Here is a 20581-nt window from a genome sequence, read left to right as displayed (position 1 = left end):
TTACCGTGCAGCCAATCGTCATCCTGATCTAGGCGCACATGGCTCTTTCCCTGCCGGCCATCATGAAGACGACGGCGGCCCGGCTCTCGGCGCTTTACCTTCTGCTTTTCGCTCTCTGCGCCGTGCTGCTCGTCTTTTACATGACGTCGCTCTCGGCGCGCATGCTGACGGCGCAGACCCAGGACACGATCAATGACGAGATCCTCGGCTTGGCTCGCGCATACAAAAATGGCGGCCTGCCGTTGCTGGTGCGCGTGGTTGAAGCCCGCTCGCGCCAGCCTGGCGCCAACCTCTATCTGATCGCCGACGCCAACGGCCAGATCCTGACCGGCAATGTGCAGAGCCTGGAGCCGGGAATCATCGAAACCGAGGGCTGGACGACGGAGCCCTTTTCGTACCATCGCTTCGGTGAGGGCGAACTCGACCGGTTGCGTGGTGGTGGCACCGATCAGAGCGCGCCGTCCCCGGGCGACAGCAGCGCTCGGTCGGAAGGCGAAGAAGGCCACAACGCTATCGCGCTGGTGCTGCGACTGCCCAATCAGATGATCTTGCTGGTCGGCCGCGATCTTGGCGAGCCCGAGCGCTTCCGGGCCGTCATCCGCCGCGCGCTGATGCTGGCGCTAGGCATGATGGGGCTCGGCGGCCTCTTGATCTGGTTCTTCGTCGGGCGCGCCGCGCTGAAACGCATCGACAGCGTCTCCGACGCAAGTCGCCGCATCATGGGCGGCGACCTTAGCGGACGGCTGCCGGTGACCGGCGCCGGTGACGAATTCGACCGCCTGTCCGAAAACCTCAACACGATGCTTGCCCGTATCGCCATGCTGAACGAGGGGCTGAAGCAGGTCTCCGACAACATCGCTCACGATCTGAAGACGCCGCTGACCAGGCTGCGCAACCGCGCCGAAGCCACCCTTGCCGGCAAGCGCAAGACGACGGACTACCGTCAGGCGCTGGAGGGAACGATCGCCGAGTCCGACCAGCTCATCAAGACCTTCAACGCCATCCTGATGATCTCGCGGCTGGAGGCCGGCTATTCCTCCGAGACAACCGGCCCGGTCGACCTCGCCGCCACGGTGAGCGATGTCGTCGAGCTCTACGAGCCGGTGGCGGAAGAGGCGGGCGTCGTGCTGGAAACCGCGGTGCCGGAAGCGGTGACCATCAACGGCAATCGCGAGCTGATCGGCCAGGCGCTGTCGAACATCGTCGACAACGCCATCAAATACTCGACCGGCGCCGCCGAGAGCCCGAAGGTGCGGGTCACGCTGGAGCGCATCGGCGGCGAGGTCAAGCTCGCCGTTTCCGACAATGGCCTTGGCATTCCCGACGATGCCGACCGCGCCAGGGTCACCGAGCGTTTCGTGCGGCTGGAGAAGAGCCGTTCGCAGCCGGGCTCGGGCCTGGGCCTTAGCCTCGCCAAGGCGATCATGACTTTCCACAACGGCAGGCTTGATCTTCTGCCCGCCAATCCCGGATTGTCCGTAGTCATGAGTTTCCCGGCCCGGGAGACGCATTGATGGCGGCAAGGATGGCAAAAAAGAAGATCGATACGGAATGGCAACTCCGACCGACGCTGGCGCTTCGCCCGCTCGGCGGCGACCATGCCCGGAGGGAATTGTCCGAGATCGCTGACGCGGCCGAGCAAGACGGCCTTCCGCGTCTGGCCGCGTTCCTCGCCGGCCAGGGAGCACTGCAGGAATTGCTCGCCGCCATCTTCGACCTGTCGCCGTTCCTGCGTGATACGGCCCGCCGCCGTCCGGCCATTCTCGACAAGCTGTTCGACCAGACGATCGAAGCGCGTCTCAACGAGATCGGCGAGGCGGTCGATCGCGCTGCACGGGCCGACAATGTTTCGGAATCGAGCCTGATGATGGAACTCAGGCAGTTCAAGGCCGAAGCGCATTTCCTGATCGCGCTGGCCGATCTGTCCGGCGAGGCCGAAACCGCGCTGACGGTGCGCCGTCTGAGCGACCTGGCGGATGCTTGCACACGCGCCGCCGTCGATTTCCTGCTGCTCGACGCGCACGGGCAGGGCAAGCTCAAGCTGCCCCATCCGGAAGACCCGGCTCGCGGCTCGAGCTGGATTGTGCTCGGCATGGGCAAGCTCGGCGCGCATGAGCTGAATTTTTCCTCCGACATAGACCTCGTCGTCTTCTTCGATCCGGAGGCGCCGGCGGTGGTCGATCCGCTCGATGCGACGGAGCTGTTCTCGCGCCTCACCCGCCGTCTCGTGCGCATCCTGCAGGACCGCACCGAGCATGGCTATGTCTTCCGCACCGATCTGAGGTTGCGCCCCGATCCCGGCTCGACCCCGCTGGCGATCCCGGTCGAGGCGGCGCTTCGTTATTATGAGGCCCGCGGCCAGAACTGGGAGCGCGCCGCCATGATCAAGGCGCGGCCGGTGGCCGGAGACCTTGCCTCGGGCTCGGCCTTCCTCAAGGAATTGCAGCCCTATGTCTGGCGGAAATACATGGATTACGCCGCGATCGCCGACGTCCATTCGATCAAGCGCCAGATCCATGCCCACAAGGGCCACGGCGAGATCGCGGTGAAAGGCCATAACGTCAAGCTCGGCCGCGGCGGCATCCGCGAGATCGAGTTCTTCGTCCAGACGCAGCAGCTGATTGCCGGCGGCCGCTTCCCGGAACTGCGGGGCCGCGAAACGGTGCCGATGCTGGACGCGCTCGCCGCACGCGGCTGGATCACCGCCGATGCGCGCGATGCGCTCACCCGACAATACTGGTTCCTGCGCCGTGTCGAGCATGCCGTCCAGATGGTGGCCGACGAGCAGACACATGTCCTGCCGGAAGAGGACGAGGAACTGGAGCGTATCGCGCTGATGCTCGGCTTCACCGGCGAGGCGGAATTCGCGGAAGCTTTCCGCGCCTCGCTGCAGCAGGTCGAGCGCCATTATGCGGCGCTGTTCGAGACGGCACCCGAACTGTCGGCCGGCGTCGGCAATCTGGTCTTCACCGGTGATGTCGACGATCCCGACACGCTGCAGACCTTGCATCGCCTCGGCTTTCAGCGGCCGAGCGACATCTGCCGTGTCATTCGCGGCTGGCATTTCGGCCGATACCGCGTCACCCAGTCGGCGGAGGCGCGCGAGCGGCTGACGGAACTGACGCCGGCGCTGCTGAAAGCCTTCGGCCAGACGCGCCGCGCCGACGAGGCGCTGATCCGCTTCGACGAGTTCCTCGCCGGCCTGCCGGCTGGCATCCAGCTCTTCTCGCTTTTGCAGTCCAATCCGGCACTGCTCAAGCTGATGGCGACGATCATGGGCGCCGCTCCGCGGCTCGCCGCCATCATCACGCGCCGCCCGCATGTGTTCGACGGTCTGCTCGATCCGGCGTTGCTCGCGGAACTGCCCGACCGCGCCTACCTCTCGGCGCGGCTTGCGGCCTTCATCGAGGGCGACCGCGCCTATGAGGATGTGCTTGACCGGCTGCGTATCTTCGCCTCCGAGCAGAAATTCCTGATCGGCGTGCGGCTGCTTGCGGGCTCCATCGATCCCGGGCGCGCCGGTCGCGCCTTCTCCGACCTGGCCGACCTCACGATCGAAGCGGCGCTCAACGCAGTCATCGCCGAGTTCGCGTTGCGCCATGGCAGGATTGCCGGGGGCAGGGTCGCGCTCCTCGGCATGGGCAAGCTGGGCAGCCGCGAGCTCACTGCCGGCTCGGATGTCGATCTGATCCTGCTTTATGACCACGATGCGGATGCGGAAGACTCCGATGGCGAGAAGCCGCTGGCGCCCTCACACTACTACACCCGCATGACGCAGCGGCTGATCGCCGCCGTCTCGGCGCCGACGGCCGAAGGCGTCCTGTATGAGCTCGACCTTCGCTTGCGCCCCTCCGGCAACAAGGGGCCCGTCGCCACCCATGTCGACGCCTATAAGAAATATCAGCGGCAGGATGCCTGGACCTGGGAGCATATGGCGCTGGCACGAGCACGCGCCATCGGCGGTGACGCAGCGCTTTGCGCCGAGGTCGAAGACGAGGTTGCGGCGGTTCTTGCCCAGCCGCGCGACGGCGCCAAGGTGAAGGCGGATGCCTCCGAGATGCGGGCGCTGATCGACACGGAAAAGCCGCCGCGCGATCTCTGGGACATCAAGCTGATCCCCGGCGGCCTGATCGACCTTGAATTCATCGCCCAGGTCGCGGTCATCACCGGCGCGGTCGAGGCTGGTAGGCGGGCAACCGCGACGGCGGAAGTGCTGGCGCGGCTGGCCCCCGGTTACGCGGCGCCTGATGTTCGGCAGGAGCTTTGCGAGGCCTGGAGGCTCTATCTCGCGCTGACCCAGATGATCAGGCTCTGCCTTACCGGCGAGTTCCAGCGCGACGATGTTCCGCCTGGGCTTTCTGATCTGCTTCTGGCGGCCACCGACCTGCCGGATTTCGGTGTGCTCGAAGCACATCTCAAGGAGACGTCGCGAAAGATTCGGAAGGATTTCGACCTTCTGCTTCGCGCAGGAGCGTCGATCTCGCGAGGGTAATCCACGCGTCATTCCTTGACGCCGGCGTTTCGAATTTCAGCGCGCCAGCTAAGCCGCCACCTTGACCATGGGCGGCGCCTTCTTCAGCGGGATGCGCACCGAAACGATGGTGCCGACGCCTTCGGTGGAGCGAATCTTCAGCGCGCCCCCCTGCAGTTCGGCGAGCGAACGCGAGATGGCGAGGCCCAGGCCGGAACCGGTGTGGTTCTTGGAGAACTGGTTTTGCACCTGCTCGAACGGCCGCCCGAGCTTGCTCAGCGCCTGCTTCGGGATACCGCAGCCATTGTCCTCGATGGTGAGCACCAGCGCGCCTGAGGCGCTGCGCGCCCTGACCGTGATCTTGCCGCCCTGTCCGGTGAACTTCACCGCGTTGGAGAGCAGATTGATTGCGATCTGCTTGATCGCGCGGCGGTCGGCGTAGAGCCGCATCGCATCGGCGATGCGCGTCTCTACCGTGATCGACTTCTCCGCCGCCTGCAGCGAGATGACGCGAACCGTTTCCCTGATCAGCGGGCAGAGGTCGATTTCCTCGCGGTCAAGCGAGAACTGGCCGGCCTCGATCTTCGACATGTCGAGAATGTCGTTGATGACGCCGAGCAGGTATTTGCCGCTGCCGTTGATGTCGCTGGCATATTCCTCGTAGCGCTCCGAACCCAGCGGTCCGAACAGGCCTTGCTGCATCAGCTCGGAGAAGCCGATTATGGCGTTGAGCGGTGTGCGCAGTTCATGCGACATATTGGCGAGGAATTCGGACTTCGCCCGGTTGGCGGCCTCGGCGCGCTCGGTTTCCTTCATGTATTTGCGATTGAGCTCGACAAGCTCCTTGGCGCGTTCCTCCTCGGCCCGGCGGGCGAGGCTAAGATCGTGGATGGTCGCCATCAGGCGGCGCTCGCTGTCGACCAGCTTTTCCTGATGCAGCTTGATCTGGGTGATGTCGGAGCCGACCGAGACGATGCCGCCGTCTCTGGTCCTGAGCTCGTTGACCTGCAGCCAGCGTCCGTCGGCGAGCTGGCGCTCCAGCGTCACACCGCCATGCGGCCCGTTGGCGTTGGCCAGCCTGCGCTCCGAGGCGAAGGCGAGCATGCGCTCCTCCAGCATGTCGCGGGTTGCGCCCGGCATCACGTCGCGGTCCGAGAGCCCGTTGTCCTGCTGGAATTTGGAGTTGCACATGATCAGCCGTTCGGCGGCATCCCATAGCACGAAGGATTCGTTGATGTTCTCGATCGCCGTGCGCAGCCGCATGTCCGCCGCTTCCGAGCGCAGCGCGAGATGCCGCTGCTCGGTGACGTCGACGGCGATGCCGATCAGCTGGATCTCGGGCGCTTCCGGGTCGATCACCTGGGCGCGGGCGCGCATCCACACCCACTGCCCGTCGGCGTGGCGCATGCGAAACACCTGGTCGATATGGTCGATCTCGCGCTCGACGATGCGATTGGCGAGCTCGAAGAGGTCGCCGTCGTCGGGATGGATGATCTCGTCGACCTCGCCGAAGGACAGCATCGTATCGCAGGGCTCGTAGCCCAGCATGTCGTACATCGAGCGCGACCAGTACATCTTGCCGCGCACCATGTCCCAGTCCCACAACCCGCAGCGGCCGCGCACCAGTGCCATGTCGATGCGCTGATGCGCTTCGAGATAGATGCGGTCGGCCGCCTGGGCGCGCGCCGCCTGGCCGAAATAGGCGTAAAGGATGACGATCAGCACGCCGGCCGTCAGCACGAACAACGTGACGTTGAGCGACACCGTCTTGCGCCAGCTGTCGAACACCGCCTCCTTGGGCACCAGCACCGCCGCGGCGTTCTTGCGGTCGCCGGTGAGGCTGACGGCGGCGAACCAGTCCTTGCCGCCGATGCTGACATCCATAACGCCGGCGCGGTCGCCGAACATGAACAGCGGCTGGCCGCCGAGCACGAGGCTGTCCAGCGAGCGTCCCTGCCAGCCGGTCGACAATGGCGATACCGCGACGATCTTGAAAGCGCCGTCGGTGATGGCCAGCACGTGGCTGCGACCCATGGCGCCCTGGCGGCTGGTCTTCTCCAGAAGGTCCGTCGCATTCACGCCGGCTGCGTTCGGGTCGGCCGTAATCGCCTGTGCCATCTGGCCGGCGGCTAACGCCAGCACCGACTTGGCGTCGCGTTCGACCTCGTCGCGGTCGTTCACCAGCGACAGGAAGCGCAGTGCGGCGATGACGATCAGGAAGATGATGATCAGTGCGGGGATGGAGCGGCGCAGCAGCGGTTCCGCCGCCAGCAGCCGCTGGTAGGCGGGTTCGGCGATCAGACGCGCATTGCCGGCAGGCCCGCCGCTCCTTGCCTCGCGACGCGCAAAAGCTCTCCCTCCGGGCGCGCCCCACGCGTCCGTCTTGGCCATAAATGGCACTCCCCGATTTGCCGCATACTTGACGATCCGGCTACGCCGCACGTCCGAATCGTCAATAAGGAATCAAAGGTGATTCGCCTTGTCCAGAGGCGCGGCCAAAAAAGATTAAAAGTTGATTGAAATTCGTCGAAACTGCTGATCTCCCCCACGAGGGGGGAGATTTGCTAATCACACCAGCGTCCGCTCCACGATGTCGCGCAAGTCGGCCGACAGGTTGTCGGCGTTCGCGATCTGCAGCAGTGCCTGCCTTGCCTTGTTCTGCCGGACCGGTTCCAGCGAGCGCCAGGACCTGAGCGCCGTCGCCAGCCGTGCTGCCACTTGCGGGTTGCGCTTCTCGACCTCCAGCACGGTCTCGGCGAAGAAGCGGTAGCCTTGGCCGCCGGAAAGATGGAAGCCGGTCTGGTTGGCGCTGGAGAAGGTGCCGATCAGCGAGCGCACCCGGTTCGGATTTGCGATCGAGAAGGCAGGGTGCTGCATCAGCGCGCGCACGTTTTCGACGGTCAGCGGTCCCGGCACTCCGGCCTGGATCTGGAACCATTTGTCGAGCACCAGCGCATCGCCGCGGTATCTCATCTCGAAGGCCGACAGTGCCGCCTCCGCTTGCGCGGAGCCGGCATGACGGTGCGCCAGCACGGTCAGCGCCGCGGCGCGGTCGGTCATGTTGGTGGCGGCGTTGAAATGCCGCGCGGCAAGCGCCGCGCCATCGGGCAGGAGCGACAGGTAATCGAGCAGGATGTTGCGCAGCGCGCGGCGCCCAGCGCTTGCCGAGTCGGGCGTGAACGGACCGTTGTCGGCCAGGCTGGCGTAAAGGGCCGAGAAGATCTCGCGATTCGCCATGGCAATCGTCCGCGCCAGCGCCTCGCGGGCGACGAAAATGGCGTCGGGATCGATGCCCTGGCCGATGTCGCGCGCAATATCGGCCTCGCCGGGCAGCGACAGAGCCAGCGCCCGGTAGGCCGGCTCCAGCGTCTCGTCGCGGGCAATGCTTCCGGCAAGCTCGGCGAGCTTTGCGTCGAAGGCCGACTCTTTGCCGCCCAGCAGCTGGCGGAACGCCGCTATGAGCGCGTCGGTGAGCAGCGTGTTGAAGGCCTGCCAGCGCGAGAAAGGATCGCTGTCATGGCTGGCCAGGAAGAACTGGTCGTCGGCCTTCTGCTGCACCGAGAGCGTGATCGGCGCCGAGAAGCCGCGGTTGAGCGACACCGAAGGCCGCTCCGAAACCCCCGAGAAGCGCACCGTGTGCCGCCGCTTTCGGACATGGATGATGCCGTCCTCGACGGTGGCGCCATCGACGGCTGTCCAGGCGACAGGCTTGCCGCCGGCGCCGACCAGGCCGAAGGCGAGGGGAATATGCATCAGTCGCTTGCGGCTTTCCGACGGCGTCGGCGGCACCGACTGTTCGATCTCCAGCGTGAATGCCTTGGCCGCCGCATTGTAGGAGGAACTCACCGTCAGGTTCGGTGTGCCGGCCTGATGGTACCAGAGCGCGAACTGCCCGAGGTCTCGGCCCGAGACGTCCTCGAACACTTTGAGGAAGTCCTCGATCGTCGCCGCTTCGCCGTCATGCCGCTCGAAATAGAGGTCCATACCGGCTCGGAAGGTTTCCGCTCCGAGGATGGTGCGGATCATGCGCACCACTTCCGAGCCCTTCTCGTAGACTGTTGCCGTGTAGAAGTTGTTGATCTCGCGGTAGCGGCGCGGCCTGACCGGATGCGCCAATGGTCCCTGGTCCTCGGGGAACTGATGCGCGCGCAGCGTGCGCACCTCGGCGATGCGCTTTACCGCGCGCGAGCGCTGGTCGGCCGAGAATTCGTGGTCGCGGTAAACCGTCAGCCCTTCCTTCAGGCAGAGCTGGAACCAGTCGCGGCAAGTGATTCTGTTGCCTGTCCAATTGTGGAAATATTCATGCGCGATGATCGCCTCGATATTGGCGAAATCGGCATCGGTCGCCGTCTCCTCGTCGGCCAGCACATATTTGTCGTTGAAGATGTTGAGGCCCTTGTTCTCCATGGCGCCCATGTTGAAGTCTGACACGGCGACGATGTTGAAGACGTCGAGGTCGTATTCGCGGCCGAAGACCTCCTCGTCCCATTTCATCGAGCGCTTCAGCGCATCCATCGCGTAGCCGGCGAGCCGCTCCTTGCCGGGCTCGACATAGATGCCGAGCTCGACCTTGCGGCCGGATAGGGTGGTGAAGCTTCCCGCGACCTTGCCGAGCGCGCCAGCCACCAGCGCAAAGAGATAGGAAGGCTTCGGGAAGGGGTCGTGCCAGACGGCATAGTGCCGGCCATCCGCGAGCGCCCTGCTTTCTACGGGGTTGCCGTTGGACAGCAGCAGCGGCGCCTCGTTGTGCGGCGCCTCGATGCGCACGGTGTAGACCGAGAGGACGTCTGGACGATCGAGGAAATAGGTAATGCGGCGAAACCCCTCCGCCTCGCATTGGGTGCAATAGACATTGTTGGAGCGATAAAGGCCCATCAGCGCCTCGTTGCTGGACGGCGCGATCTCGGTCTCGAGACGAAGCTCGAAGCGCCGTGCCGCCGGCGGCGTCGGAATGATCAGCTGGTCGGGCGTAGCCTGATAGTCGGCTTCCGGGAGTACCTGCCCGTCGATGGCAACGCTGAGCAGCTTCAGCCCGTCGCCGTCGAGTGCCAGCTGCGTAGAAGCGGCGACCCCCTGGCGTCGCTCGACGGTGAGCACGGCAGTGACGCGGGTGGCATCCGGAGACAGACGGAAATCGAGGCTGGTCCGCGGAATGAGATAGTCGCTGGGGCGGTAGTCTTCGAGCTTGAAGACATGGCCGGTATCTGTGCGCATTCCGTCGTTTTTCCTATCAATTCGGGTGGGCAGTAGGCTTTGCTGGTGAGGGAATTCTAAAGTCCGCGCTCTTTACACCAAACGGTCACTCGACAAAACTGCGCCAAGGTCTATTTCTGGGCTTCGTTTTCCGACCATCGTCACGAGGCAAGATGACCGTCGATCATGCCGTCGGCCACAATATGCTGCGCGGCATTGCGCTGAAGATTGTCTCCGTGGCGGTCTTTGTCGGCATGCAGACCTGTATCAAGGCGGCCGGCGCCGTGCCCGCCGGACAGATCGTCTTCTTCCGCTCCTTCTTTGCCATCTTGCCGATCATCGCCTTTCTGGCCTTCAAGGGCCAGCTCGCCACCGCATTCACCACGAAACGGCCGTTCAACCACATCGCGCGCGGCGTCGTCGGCGTCGGCGCTATGGGGCTCGGCTTCTTCGCGCTGACCAGGTTGCCACTTCCCGAAGCGATCACGCTGAATTATGCCCAGCCGCTGCTGGTCGTGGTGTTCTCTTCGATCTTCCTGGGCGAGACGATCCGCGTCTATCGCTGGAGCGCGGTCGCCTTCGGCCTCGTCGGCGTGTTGATCGTTTCCTGGCCGGAACTGACGCTGTTGCATTCCGACGAGGCGCTCGACGACCAGGAGGTGCTTGGCGTCATGGCGGCGCTGATCGCCGCGGCGATCTCGGCCGTCGCCATGCTTCTGGTACGCAATCTCGTGCAGACCGAGAAGACGGCGACCATCGTGCTGTGGTTTTCCTCGACGGCGAGCGTGCTGGCGCTGCTCACCCTGCCTTTCGGCTGGCAGATGCTGACGCCGATGCAAGCCGCGCTGCTTGTCATGGCCGGCTTCTGCGGCGGGCTCGGTCAGATCCTGATGACGGCCGCCTACCGCCACGCCGAGGCTTCGGTCGTGGCGCCTTTCGAATATAGCTCGATGATTCTCGGCGTCGTCATCGGCTATCTTGTGTTCGGCGATGTGACGTCGCTCAACACGCTGATCGGCGGCGTGATTGTGGTTGCCGCCGGCATCTTCATCATCTGGCGCGAAAGGCAACTTGGCCTCGAGCGCACGCGAACCCGAAGGGCGACGCCGCCGCAGGGGTAAGCCTACGAAGCGGCCGTCCGCTCCTTCGCCAGCCGCACCAGCACGGTCCGCGTCTGGTCGTCGGCGGGGAAGAAGGATTCGATCGCCAGCTCCGACAGCGTCACGTCGAGCGGCGTACCGAAGACGGTGATCGTGCTGATGAAGGACAGCACCTGATCGCCATGCGCGAGCCTGAGCGGATGGACGATGCCGCTTGGCTCGACCGGCGCCGGCCGGCTGCTCCTCAGCCCGGACGGATAGCCGCGCAATTCCTTCTCCAACTCGATCAGCATGGAGTCGCCGGTGGCGTCGTTCTGGTGCTTGAGGCGCTCGAGCAGATGCGCGCGCCATTCCGCGAGGTTGACGATGCGCGGCGCGACGCCACCGGGATGCAGGCTGAGCCTCAGCACATTGACCGGCGGCTTGAGCAGCCACGGCTCCGAGACGTCGGCCAGGAACGGGCCGATCGCCGCGTTGGCGCAAACGAGGTTCCAGTGCCGGTCGACCGCCAGCGCCGGGAAGGGCTCGTGGCCCTTGAGCACCGTCTCGACCGCAGCCATCGCCGGCGCCAGCGTCGTATCGGTCAGCGGCCTTTCGCTGAAGCTCGGCGCGAAGCCGGCCGCGAGCAAAAGCTGGTTGCGCTGGCGTAGAGGAATGGCAAGCTGCTCGGCCAGATGCAGCACCATCTCGCGCGAAGGCTGGGCGCGGCCGCTTTCGACGAAGGAGAGATGCCGCTGCGAGATATCGGCTTCCATGGCGAGGTCGAGCTGGCTCATGCGCCGGCGCGTGCGCCACTCACGAATGAGGCTGCCGGCGGAGACGTCGGGTGTTGTCATGGGGGATGAGTAGGCCGGCGAGGGGAGTAATTCAATTACCTTAGAGGTTATCGCTCCCCTTCTCCCTTGTTGTGGGAGAAGGGGAGGTGCTTCACCCCAACGCCCTCAGTTTCGCCTTCACCTCGAGAAAATCCCGCCACGCCAGCTTCTTGTGTGCAGGCGTGCGAAGCAGATACGCCGGATGCAGCGTCGGCATCGCTGGAATGGCAATGCCCGACTGGGTGGTGTGGACGCGCCAATTGCCGCGCAGGCGCAGGATGCCCTCGGTCGTGTTGAGCAGCGTCTTGGCGGAAGGGCCGCCGAGATTGACCAGCACCTTCGGATTGACCAGCTCGATCTGCCTTTCGATGAACGGGCGGCAGATCTCGGTCTCGTGCGGCGTCGGCGTTCGGTTGCCCGGCGGGCGCCACGGGATGACGTTGGCAATATAGGCCGATGTCCGGTCGAGGCCGATCGCTGCCAGCATGCTGTCGAGCAGCCGTCCGGAGCGGCCGACGAAGGGCAGCCCTTCGAGGTCCTCGTCGCGGCCCGGCGCCTCGCCGACGAGCATCAGGTCGGCATTCGGGTTGCCGTCGGCGAAGACCAGGTTCTTGGCGGTGAATTTGAGATTGCAGCCGTCGAACGCCGCCATCTGCTGGCGCAGTTCGTCAAGCGTCGAGGCGCTCGCCGCCAGCTGCCGCGCGAGCTTGATCTGCCCCTCGTCGGGGACCGTGGCGGTGGTGAGCGTCGGGCGCCGCGGCGCATCGGGCACTTGGCTTGCGTCAAGTCCCGTCGATGCCGCCGGCCGTTCCGCCGCCCGGCCTGCCTCCAATCCGGGCTCCGATGCCGGCCGCTCCAGGGGCATGCTTTCACGCGCGGTTGCGGCCTGCGCCGGCGCGCGCTCGGCTTGCTTCGGCTTGGCCTCGGCGAAGCGGTTGACAGGTGTGTCTTCCAGCGCCTCGTCAACGCCGGCGCTGGCATAGAAGGCCAGCAGCTCTGCGATATCGATCGGGTTGTTGGGGGAGGCGGCAGTCATGGCGCCACCATCGTCCGCGCGGCAAAGATTTGCAACCGCCGGGAATTCGCCATTCAGCGCAATGTCTGTCAGCCCGTCGGTATGCGCGGATCCTGCACCAGGAAGAATGTCCAGCGCGGCGTGTAGTCGGTGATCAGGAACTCGAACGTCGCCGTCTTCAGCGGGTCGACCTTGCCGTTCTTGAACAAGAGCCGGTCATAGGGTTCGAACTGGCGGTCGAAATCGGCGAAGTTGCTCGAGACGATGTTGTCGGGATTCTTGTTGCGCTGGTCGAAGGAGAGACCGTCGCCGAACACGCTCGGCTGGTCGAGGATTTCCTGCAGCTCGAACTGGAACTCGACCCAGGGCAGGGAGCTATTGTTGAGCACGTCGATGCGCATGTACATAACCCCATTGGCCACGTTGCCGGCCCTGCCGAAGGCTTCGATCGGCCGGATCGCGCGGATGGTCAGCGTCACTGGCGTCGCCGAATTCAGCTCCTCGGTGATGACCAGCGGGTCATCCTTGGTGCCAATTCCGGAAGCGCCGGTGATGCGGAAGCCGCCGAGCTCGTCGGAAAAGGAGTAGGCGCCGGCCGCCCAGACTTTTTGCGGATCGGCCTGGGCGGCGCCGAGCGAAAAGAGGAGCGGAAGAACCGCGCGGCAGAGCACGCCGAGCGTGAAGAGTAAGCGCTTCAATGAAAAGCCGATTGGCTCGGGAGTGCGCATGGGGCCAAGTATTGCCGATAAGCAAGCCGTCGAACAATTAAAAACGTGCCGGACAGGCCTGGCCTTCCAGATGCATGGCCCTGGCCTATGCTTCGCCGTCGCCTGTCCGATGGCCGTTTCGTATGGAACACCGCGACTTTTTGTCGAAATCGGCTTTGTCACGTCAGCGCCGGTTTCGCGTCGCGAATTGATGCGCTATGCAGCGCGTGAGCCAGCAAAATGCGAGAATAGGGCAAGCCAGCGAGGGGCAGATGAGCGAAATCGAACGCGAGAGCATGGAATTCGACGTGGTCATCGTCGGCGCCGGTCCGGCCGGCCTTGCCGCGGCGATCCGTCTGAAGCAGCTCAACCCCGACCTTTCCGTCGTCGTGCTGGAAAAAGGCGGCGAGGTCGGCGCCCATATCCTGTCCGGCGCCGTCGTCGACCCGATCGGCATCGACCGCCTTTTGCCGGGCTGGCGCGAGGAGGAAGGGCACCCTTTCAAGACGCCTGTCACCGACGATCATTTTCTGGTGCTCGGCCCCGCCGGGTCCTTCCGCCTGCCCAACTTCCTGATGCCGCCGCTGATGAACAATCACGGCAACTACATCGTCTCGCTCGGCAATGTCTGCCGCTGGCTGGCGACCAAGGCCGAGGCGCTCGGCGTCGAGATTTATCCGGGCTTTGCCGCGGCGAGCCTTGTCTACAACGAAGCCGGCGCCGTGACCGGCGTGATCACTGGCGACATGGGCGTCGAGAAGGACGGCACGCATGGCCCGGCCTACGCCCCCGGCATGGCGCTGATGGGCAAATACGTGCTGATCGGCGAGGGCGCGCGCGGCTCTTTGGCCAAGCAACTGATCGACAAATACCAGCTTGCCGACGGCCGCGAGCCCGCCAAGTTCGGCATCGGTCTCAAGGAACTCTGGCAGGTCAAGCCTGAGAACCACAAGCCGGGGCTGGTGCAGCACTCCTTCGGCTGGCCGCTCGACATGAAAACCGGCGGCGGCTCCTTCCTCTACCATCTCGAAGACAACCAGGTGGCGGTCGGCTTCGTCGTCCATCTGAACTATAAGAACCCCTGGCTCTCGCCCTTCGAGGAATTCCAGCGCTTCAAGACTCATCCGGCGATCAGAGGCACCTTCGAGGGCGCCAAGCGGATCGGCTATGGCGCGCGCGCCATTACCGAGGGCGGCTGGCAATCGGTGCCGAAGCTTTCATTCCCGGGCGGCGTGCTGATGGGCTGCGCGGCCGGCTTCGTCAACGTGCCCCGCATCAAGGGCTCGCACAATGCGGTGCTGTCGGGCATGCTGGCGGCCGAGCATGTCGCGGACGCCATTGCCGCCGGCCGGGCCAATGACGAGCTCGCCTCCTATGAAGACGCCTGGCGCGGCAGCGACATCGGCAGGGACCTGAAGAAGGTGCGCAACGTCAAGCCGCTGTGGTCGCGCTTCGGCACCATCGTCGGTGTCGGCATCGGTGGTCTCGACATGTGGCTGAACACGCTGTTCGGCTTCTCGCCCTTCGGCACGCTGAAGCACGGCAAGGCCGACTATGCGACGCTCGAGCCCGCCTCCAAGCACCAGAAAATCGCTTATCCGAAGGCGGATGGCGTCTTGACCTTCGACCGGCTCTCCTCGGTGTTTTTGTCCAACACCAACCATGAGGAAAATGAGCCCGTGCACCTCATCGTCGGCGACATGGCGCTGCAGCAGCGTTCCGAGCACGACGTGTTCGCCGGGCCATCGACCCGCTACTGCCCGGCCGGCGTCTATGAGTGGGTGGACAAGGACGGCAATGCCGCTGCCGACCCGTCCGCCAAGGACGTGCGCTTCGTCATCAACGCGCAGAACTGCGTCCACTGCAAGACTTGCGACATCAAGGACCCGAACCGGAACATCAATTGGGTGCCCCCGCAAGGCGGAGAGGGGCCGGTCTACCAAGGCATGTGAGCCCCACGTCTGGCCGCGCCGGCTCGCCAGCCGCCATCCTGCGGCTGGCGAGAGCCGGGTAACAGGCGGCACCTACGAGCAATACCGGTTGCGACGGCGCAACCTCAAGGCTGTTGAATCCGCTGCCTGCTTGTGTTCCCTTTCCCTAAGGATAGGGAGGAGACGGTTATGCGCATGGCGGTTCTGACATGCCTTGTCGCTCTCGGCGCGCTCTGCGCGCCGCAGGCTTGGGCCGGCACCAGGGTGCTGGTCCAGACGCGCACCTATGACATTGCCGGCAATTCGGGCGCGGCGCTCATCGAGGCGATGGGCAGCAGGGGTCCCAAGCACGGCTTCATGACGCATGCCATCGCCCAGACCGCCTATACGGCCGACTGGGAGCTTGGGGTTATCCAGGACAAGGGCTCGTGCCGGATACGGCAGGCAAACGGAACGCTCAGTCTCTTCTACACTTTCCCCCGCTTGGCGTCGCCAGCCACGCCTGCATTGAAGAAGCGCTGGAACCGGTTCTTCGCCGGCGTGCGCGCCCACGAGGGAACCCATGGCCGCATTGCCCGGGAAATGATGCGCGTCACCGATCGCTCGATCACCGGTCTTAGGGTCGCTAACGACCCCTATTGCTACAAGGCGCGCAGCGAGGCGCGCCGGCGCATCCAGGCCGTCTATGCCGAATACGAGGCCAGGCAAAATGCCTTCGATGCCCGCGAGCACCGCGAAGGCGGTCATGTCGAGCACCTCGTCGCTGCTTTGATCAGGCCTTAGCGGCACAAGCAGAAACCGGCGATGCGGCGGGAAGCAATGCGACGCTAACCGCCCGTGTTGCCAAGTTGTGCGTTTGCCGCCAGCGCCGACTGATGCTCGTGCTCGGGCTGTCGGCCGTCGGACCGCAACGAGAACTCGATCAGCACCGGCAAGTGGTCGGAGCCGGCGTCTTCCAGCCGCGTCGCCGAATGGATCGTCACGGCCCCTTTGCTGAACACCTGGTCGATCGGCAGGCCGGCGAAGCGCCGGATGAAATCCGGCAGCTTCCGATGGATCCAGGTCGGCCCGGCCGACGGCATCACGCTCAGTCCGCCGAGCGAGGCGACACGACGCACCGCAGCGCTCCACGGCGCGGCGTTGCAGTCGCCGGCCATGATGGCGGTTTCGCCGAGCGCGGCAAGCGGCTCCGCCAGCTCGCCGATCTGCCAGTACTGCTCGCGCGGCCACGGCCAGCTCAAATGGATTGCCGCGACATCGACGCCGGTGCCGCCGAAATCGATCGTGGCGGTAGCCATCGCGCCGCGCGGCTCGCAATGCGGCGCCGTGCCCGGGGCAAAAGGCCGCCGCGAGAGCAGCGCGACGCCGAACACGCCATTGGGGTAGGGGCAGAGGATGCGGTACGGATAGGCGCCGGTGATATAGCCGAGCTCTCTAGTCCACATTCCCGACAGCTCGTCGAGGGTGATCACATCAGGGTTGGTGCGGCCGATCAGCGACAGCACCTTCTTGGGCGTCGGATTGTCGAAGCGAAGATTGATCTGCAGCAGGCTGTAGACGATACGGTCGGCAGGTTTGGCGACCGCCTGCTGCGGCCACAACCTGGGCAGCGCGCTGGCCGTCGTGGCGAGGCAGGCGAGGGCGAAGAGCAGCGCTGCTGCCGCCTGCAGCCGGTAGGAACTGGCAAGCAGCGCCACCGCCAGCAGTGCCGTGAGCACGCTCAGATGAATACGAAAATGCGAGAACGAATCGAGGGCTGGATGCAGCGCGCCGAGGAATCCGGCCAGCAGCGCGGCCGTGAGTGCCGTCATCGCCAGGAATGCCACCCCAGCCGTCATGTTTGAGCGCGCGCCGCCTGTTGTCATGTCAGTCGTGTTCTGCCGAATGTCGCCGGCATCTTTTTGCAGCGACATAGTCTCGCTCAGGCCTGCTTATCGGCAAAATTGCGGCCCGGGCAAGACGATGAGTTGCCTCGGCTACTGGAAAGCAGTCTCGGAGAAGCTTCTCAACTTGCGCGAATGCAGCCGCTCCATCGGCATTTCGGCCAGCTTCTCCATCGCCCTGATGCCGATGGTGAGGTGCTGCGCCACCTGCCGCTTGTAGAATTCCGTCGCCATGCCGGGCAGTTTCAGTTCGCCATGCAAAGGCTTGTCGGAGACGCACAGCAGCGTGCCGTAGGGCACGCGGAAGCGGAAGCCGTTGGCGGCGATCGTCGCCGATTCCATGTCGAGCGCAATGGCGCGCGACTGCGAAAGGCGCTGCACCGGTCCGCGCTGGTCACGCAGTTCCCAGTTGCGGTTGTCGATGGTGGCGACGGTGCCGGTGCGCATAATGCGCTTGAGATCGTAGCCGGAAAGTCCCGTTACCTCGGCGACCGCTTCCTGCAGCGCCACCTGGATCTCGGCCAGCGGCGGGATCGGCACCCAGACCGGCAGGTCGTCGTCGAGCACATGATCCTCGCGCACATAAGCATGGGCCAGCACATAGTCGCCCAGTGCCTGCGTATTGCGCAGGCCGGCGCAGTGGCCGAGCATCACCCAGGCATGTGGCCGAAGCACCGCGATATGGTCGGTGATGGTCTTGGCGTTGGACGGGCCGACGCCGATATTGACCATGGTGATGCCGCCATGGCCCGACTTCTTCAGGTGGTAGGCCGGCATTTGCGGCAGGCGCTGTGGCGGGGTGCCTTCGCTCGCCGCGCCGGCCCCGGCCTGAGTCACGAGGTTGCCCGGCTCGACGAATTCGCTGTAACCGCCGCCGCCGCTCTCCATCAGCTCGCGGGCCCGCGCCACGAACTCGTCGATGTAAAACTGGTAATTGGTGAACAGCACGAAATTCTGGAAATGCTGCGGGCTGGTCGCCGTGTAGTGCGTCATGCGGTGCAGCGAATAGTCGATGCGCTGGGCCGTGAACGGCGCCAGCGGCCTCGGCTCGCCGAACGCCACCTCGAAAGTGCCGTTGGCGATCTGGTCGTCCGTGCCGTCGAGATCCGGCACGTCGAACAGGTCGCGGATCGGCCGCCTGATCCGCTCGGCAGCCGTGACATCGACATAGGTGCCCTCCAGGAAGGCGAAATGCAGCGGGATCGGCGTCGTCGATTCCGACACCGTGACCTGGACGCCGTGATTGCGCATGATGAGCCGAAGCTGCTCGACGAGATAGTTCTCGAACAGCTTTGGCTGGGTGATGGTGGTGGCAAAATGCCCGGGCGTCGGCATATGGCCGTAGGCCTGGCGCGAGTCGATCTGCGTGAACGAGGTGGTGGTGACGCCGATCTGCGGATAGAAGGCCCGGTAGCGCCTGCTCTCGTCGCCGCCGGCGGCGAGCTTGGCGAAGGAATCGCGCAGGAATTTGGTGTTGCGGTCGTAGAGCGCCTCCAGCGCCGCGACCGCCTTCTTGGCGTCGTCAAAACTCTGCCTGCCGAAAGGCTCCGGCATGACGACCGATTCGATGGCTTGGGGGTAGATTCGCTTTTCCATGGCCCAATATAGGGATTTGGAAGAGCGCTTGGGAGGGGGAGGTGGGCGCGAAGCCCGCCTTGCGGAGTATTTTTCTCTGGCCGTGTCAGCCACGCTGCAGGCTGACCAGCAGCACGAAGCCGATGCCTGCCTTCTTCGGCGTTGGCGCCTCGATGACCGAACCGGCGTCGGCGCGCATCATCGGCACCGCCAGCACAGGAGCGGCAAGCACCATCAGGATGAGCATCGCCCGCGGCAGGAGCCGAAGAGCTTTGAGGGTGGAGGCAGCGATGCGGTTCATGGTGGTCGTTCCGGTTTCGAGTATTGGTCGTTTCAGCGGCCGAAATGGTTCATGCAGTCCAGCCGGCAGGTATCGGCCATTCGCGGTGAGCGCGCCGGACGGCCGGCTTCGGCCACGAGGATGGCGAAGAACATGCCGAACAGGCTCATCAGCAGGCAGACGATGGTGAAGCGGCGGACAAGCATTGGTCTCTCCTTCAATGGCGAGGAGAATGCCCGAACGCCTCTGAACCGGTTCTGAGACCGATATTCATCTGCGGTTCAAATTGGCTGATGGGGTCATGACCGGCCGAAGGCCTGCGAAGTGCCTTGTCCAGCGCTGCGCTCAGAAACGGCGCTCAAAAAGAAAACGGGGCGCCGGGCCCCGTTTTTGCATCGTCATCCGTTCGACTGTCAGAGCTTGTGCCAGGTCTGGGTCTTGCAGATCAGTCCGCCCAGAACGCAGCCGCTCATCTTTAGCGAGGTGCCGGAAAGCGTCGCCTTGCCGGAATAGGTCTTGTCGGTTTCCGGGTCTGTTATTGTGCCGGTGTACTTGTTGTCGCCGGTCGCCTTGAAGGAGCCGATCGTCTTGCCGGCATATTTGCCGGACTTGAGCGTGATGGAAAACGCCCCGCCGCCGGCGATCGCCGCTGTCGATCCGGCCTGCGTCTTCCAATTGCCCTCGATCGGGTCGGCCGACGCGGCGCCTGCCATCATCAAGGTGGCCGCCAGGGCTAGGCTGACTTTTCGAAACATGCTTGTCCTCCCTTTAGGGTTCCGGCGGGCCTCGTTCCGCCTCTCTGTCCCTTACGCAAACGTAAAGCTAATCCAGCCATCGCCAAAACGAAAGCGGTGCCGCGACGGAAGCTTGTAAGGATTTCGGCCGCGTCGGTCGCTGGAAATGAACGGATGGCGAAAAAGGCTTCGGTTTCCGTGGTTAGCGAAGTCTTGATTCCCGCGCCTCAAATTTTCGACGAATTTGGCGCAGATCGGCTGAATTGCTGGATTCCTATGCTTAACGGTTCTTCGCGTTTACCTCTTGTTTTACCTTTGTTTTCTTCAAATTAAGCAAGCCATTTAACGACGGATTCAAGGCGAGCCGTCATCCTCGAAAGCATCGAAAGAGCGGCCCGCCCAGGGGAATTCCAGGGACAGAAGGAGGCAGCTCTCGGGAGCAGACAGGGGATTGAAATGGCACGCTTTGAAATGCTTGAAGCCGGCTTCGGCGCCATGGGGGCAACTGCCCAGGCCGACATTCTTTTCGAACTGGGCATGATGTATGCGACCGGCCGCGATTGCGAGACCGACGTCATTGCCGCCCACAAATGGTTCAACATCGCCGCGATCAAGGGATCGCTCCGCGCCGCCGAGCTGCGCTCGGAATTGTCGGCATCGATGTCGAAGGCCGAGATCGCCAAGGCGCTGCGCGAAGCGCGCGAATGGATGACGATGCACTGATTTTGCGGGGTAAGGGCCGGAAGCTCTTAAGGGACAAGGCCGCAAAAAGACGGCCGGTTAACCAGACCAAGAACGCGGCAGGTCAACGAACTCAAGCCGTGCGACAACACAGGGAAGCGGGGTTCAGGCGCGCGGGGCGCCGGGAAGCTCGACT

16 protein-coding genes are annotated in these 20581 nt (G+C 64.4%); 6 read left to right on the top strand and 10 right to left on the bottom strand.

The genetic code is table 11. The annotated features are described in order from the left end of the window. Positions 1 to 38 precede the first annotated feature (38 nt). The gene (locus EJ078_RS05900) at positions 39 to 1514 is read left to right on the top strand and encodes a HAMP domain-containing sensor histidine kinase (protein ID WP_067320986.1); all 1476 of its coding nucleotides are present in this window, start codon (positions 39 to 41) and stop codon (positions 1512 to 1514) included. Next, positions 1514 to 4492, top strand: coding sequence for a bifunctional [glutamine synthetase] adenylyltransferase/[glutamine synthetase]-adenylyl-L-tyrosine phosphorylase (locus EJ078_RS05895; RefSeq protein ID WP_189413603.1), 2979 nt, complete (start codon positions 1514 to 1516; stop codon positions 4490 to 4492). Before EJ078_RS05900 ends, EJ078_RS05895 begins: the two co-directional genes overlap by 1 nt. A 48-nt stretch (positions 4493 to 4540) precedes the next feature. Here the strand turns inward: EJ078_RS05895 and EJ078_RS05890 are convergent, their stop codons facing one another. Then, on the bottom strand, positions 4541 to 6862 hold the full coding sequence (locus tag EJ078_RS05890) for a PAS domain-containing sensor histidine kinase (RefSeq protein WP_127215815.1): 2322 nt from the start codon (positions 6860 to 6862) through the stop codon (positions 4541 to 4543). Between the two features lie 177 nt (positions 6863 to 7039). Then, positions 7040 to 9685 carry an aminopeptidase N gene (gene pepN, locus EJ078_RS05885; protein WP_127403760.1) on the bottom strand — a complete coding sequence of 882 codons (2646 nt, stop codon included), beginning with the start codon at positions 9683 to 9685 and terminating at the stop codon, positions 7040 to 7042. Positions 9686 to 9837: 152 nt separating this feature from the next. On the opposite strand from pepN, the gene EJ078_RS05880 reads away from it, so the two are divergent. Further along, complete coding sequence (locus EJ078_RS05880) at positions 9838 to 10785, top strand: DMT family transporter (protein ID WP_127215813.1); 948 nt, start codon at positions 9838 to 9840, stop codon at positions 10783 to 10785. A 2-nt stretch (positions 10786 to 10787) separates the two neighbouring features. Here the strand turns inward: EJ078_RS05880 and EJ078_RS05875 are convergent, their stop codons facing one another. From EJ078_RS05875 to EJ078_RS05865, 3 genes are all read right to left on the bottom strand, one after another. Beyond that, positions 10788 to 11600: a helix-turn-helix transcriptional regulator gene (locus tag EJ078_RS05875; RefSeq protein ID WP_095800144.1), complete on the bottom strand. Its 813-nt coding sequence runs from the start codon at positions 11598 to 11600 to the stop codon at positions 10788 to 10790. 91 nt (positions 11601 to 11691) lie between these two features. Continuing rightward, positions 11692 to 12615 carry a uracil-DNA glycosylase gene (locus EJ078_RS05870; RefSeq protein WP_095823702.1) on the bottom strand — a complete coding sequence of 308 codons (924 nt, stop codon included), beginning with the start codon at positions 12613 to 12615 and terminating at the stop codon, positions 11692 to 11694. Positions 12616 to 12683: 68 nt separating this feature from the next. Next, positions 12684 to 13322, bottom strand: a complete 639-nt coding sequence (locus tag EJ078_RS05865; protein ID WP_067321008.1) for a hypothetical protein — start codon at positions 13320 to 13322, stop codon at positions 12684 to 12686. Between the two features lie 251 nt (positions 13323 to 13573). Here EJ078_RS05865 and EJ078_RS05860 point away from each other — a divergent pair, with 251 nt between their 5' ends. Both EJ078_RS05860 and EJ078_RS05855 read left to right on the top strand, forming a co-directional pair. After that, positions 13574 to 15253, top strand: a complete 1680-nt coding sequence (locus tag EJ078_RS05860; RefSeq protein ID WP_095823701.1) for an electron transfer flavoprotein-ubiquinone oxidoreductase — start codon at positions 13574 to 13576, stop codon at positions 15251 to 15253. Positions 15254 to 15421: 168 nt separating this feature from the next. Beyond that, the gene (locus EJ078_RS05855) at positions 15422 to 16015 is read left to right on the top strand and encodes a DUF922 domain-containing protein (RefSeq protein WP_127215812.1); all 594 of its coding nucleotides are present in this window, start codon (positions 15422 to 15424) and stop codon (positions 16013 to 16015) included. Between the two features lie 44 nt (positions 16016 to 16059). On the opposite strand, the gene EJ078_RS05850 is transcribed toward EJ078_RS05855, so the two are convergent. The 5 genes from EJ078_RS05850 to EJ078_RS05830 all read right to left on the bottom strand — a co-directional run bounded on the left by EJ078_RS05850 (position 16060) and on the right by EJ078_RS05830 (position 19725). After that, a complete protein-coding gene (locus EJ078_RS05850; RefSeq protein WP_127403762.1) occupies positions 16060 to 17070 on the bottom strand; it encodes an endonuclease/exonuclease/phosphatase family protein in 1011 nt (336 codons plus the stop codon). Between the two features lie 138 nt (positions 17071 to 17208). Beyond that, the gene (locus EJ078_RS05845; RefSeq protein ID WP_245459120.1) at positions 17209 to 18669 is read right to left on the bottom strand and encodes an AMP nucleosidase; all 1461 of its coding nucleotides are present in this window, start codon (positions 18667 to 18669) and stop codon (positions 17209 to 17211) included. 127 nt (positions 18670 to 18796) lie between these two features. After that, a complete protein-coding gene (locus tag EJ078_RS05840; protein WP_067321018.1) occupies positions 18797 to 18991 on the bottom strand; it encodes a hypothetical protein in 195 nt (64 codons plus the stop codon). Positions 18992 to 19023: 32 nt separating this feature from the next. After that, entirely contained in the window at positions 19024 to 19176 is a 153-nt protein-coding gene (locus EJ078_RS05835) for a hypothetical protein (RefSeq protein WP_164747131.1), read from the bottom strand. Between the two features lie 207 nt (positions 19177 to 19383). Beyond that, positions 19384 to 19725 carry a DUF2147 domain-containing protein gene (locus EJ078_RS05830; protein WP_127217155.1) on the bottom strand — a complete coding sequence of 114 codons (342 nt, stop codon included), beginning with the start codon at positions 19723 to 19725 and terminating at the stop codon, positions 19384 to 19386. 435 nt (positions 19726 to 20160) lie between these two features. Here EJ078_RS05830 and EJ078_RS05825 point away from each other — a divergent pair, with 435 nt between their 5' ends. Continuing rightward, complete coding sequence (locus EJ078_RS05825; protein WP_066997543.1) at positions 20161 to 20427, top strand: sel1 repeat family protein; 267 nt, start codon at positions 20161 to 20163, stop codon at positions 20425 to 20427. Positions 20428 to 20581: the final 154 nt, after the last annotated feature.

Source organism: Mesorhizobium sp. M1A.F.Ca.IN.022.06.1.1, assembly GCF_003952605.1.
Classification (GTDB): domain Bacteria; phylum Pseudomonadota; class Alphaproteobacteria; order Rhizobiales; family Rhizobiaceae; genus Mesorhizobium.
Note: the sequence above shows the minus strand (reverse complement) of the source record. Positions and strands in the feature narration are given on the sequence as shown.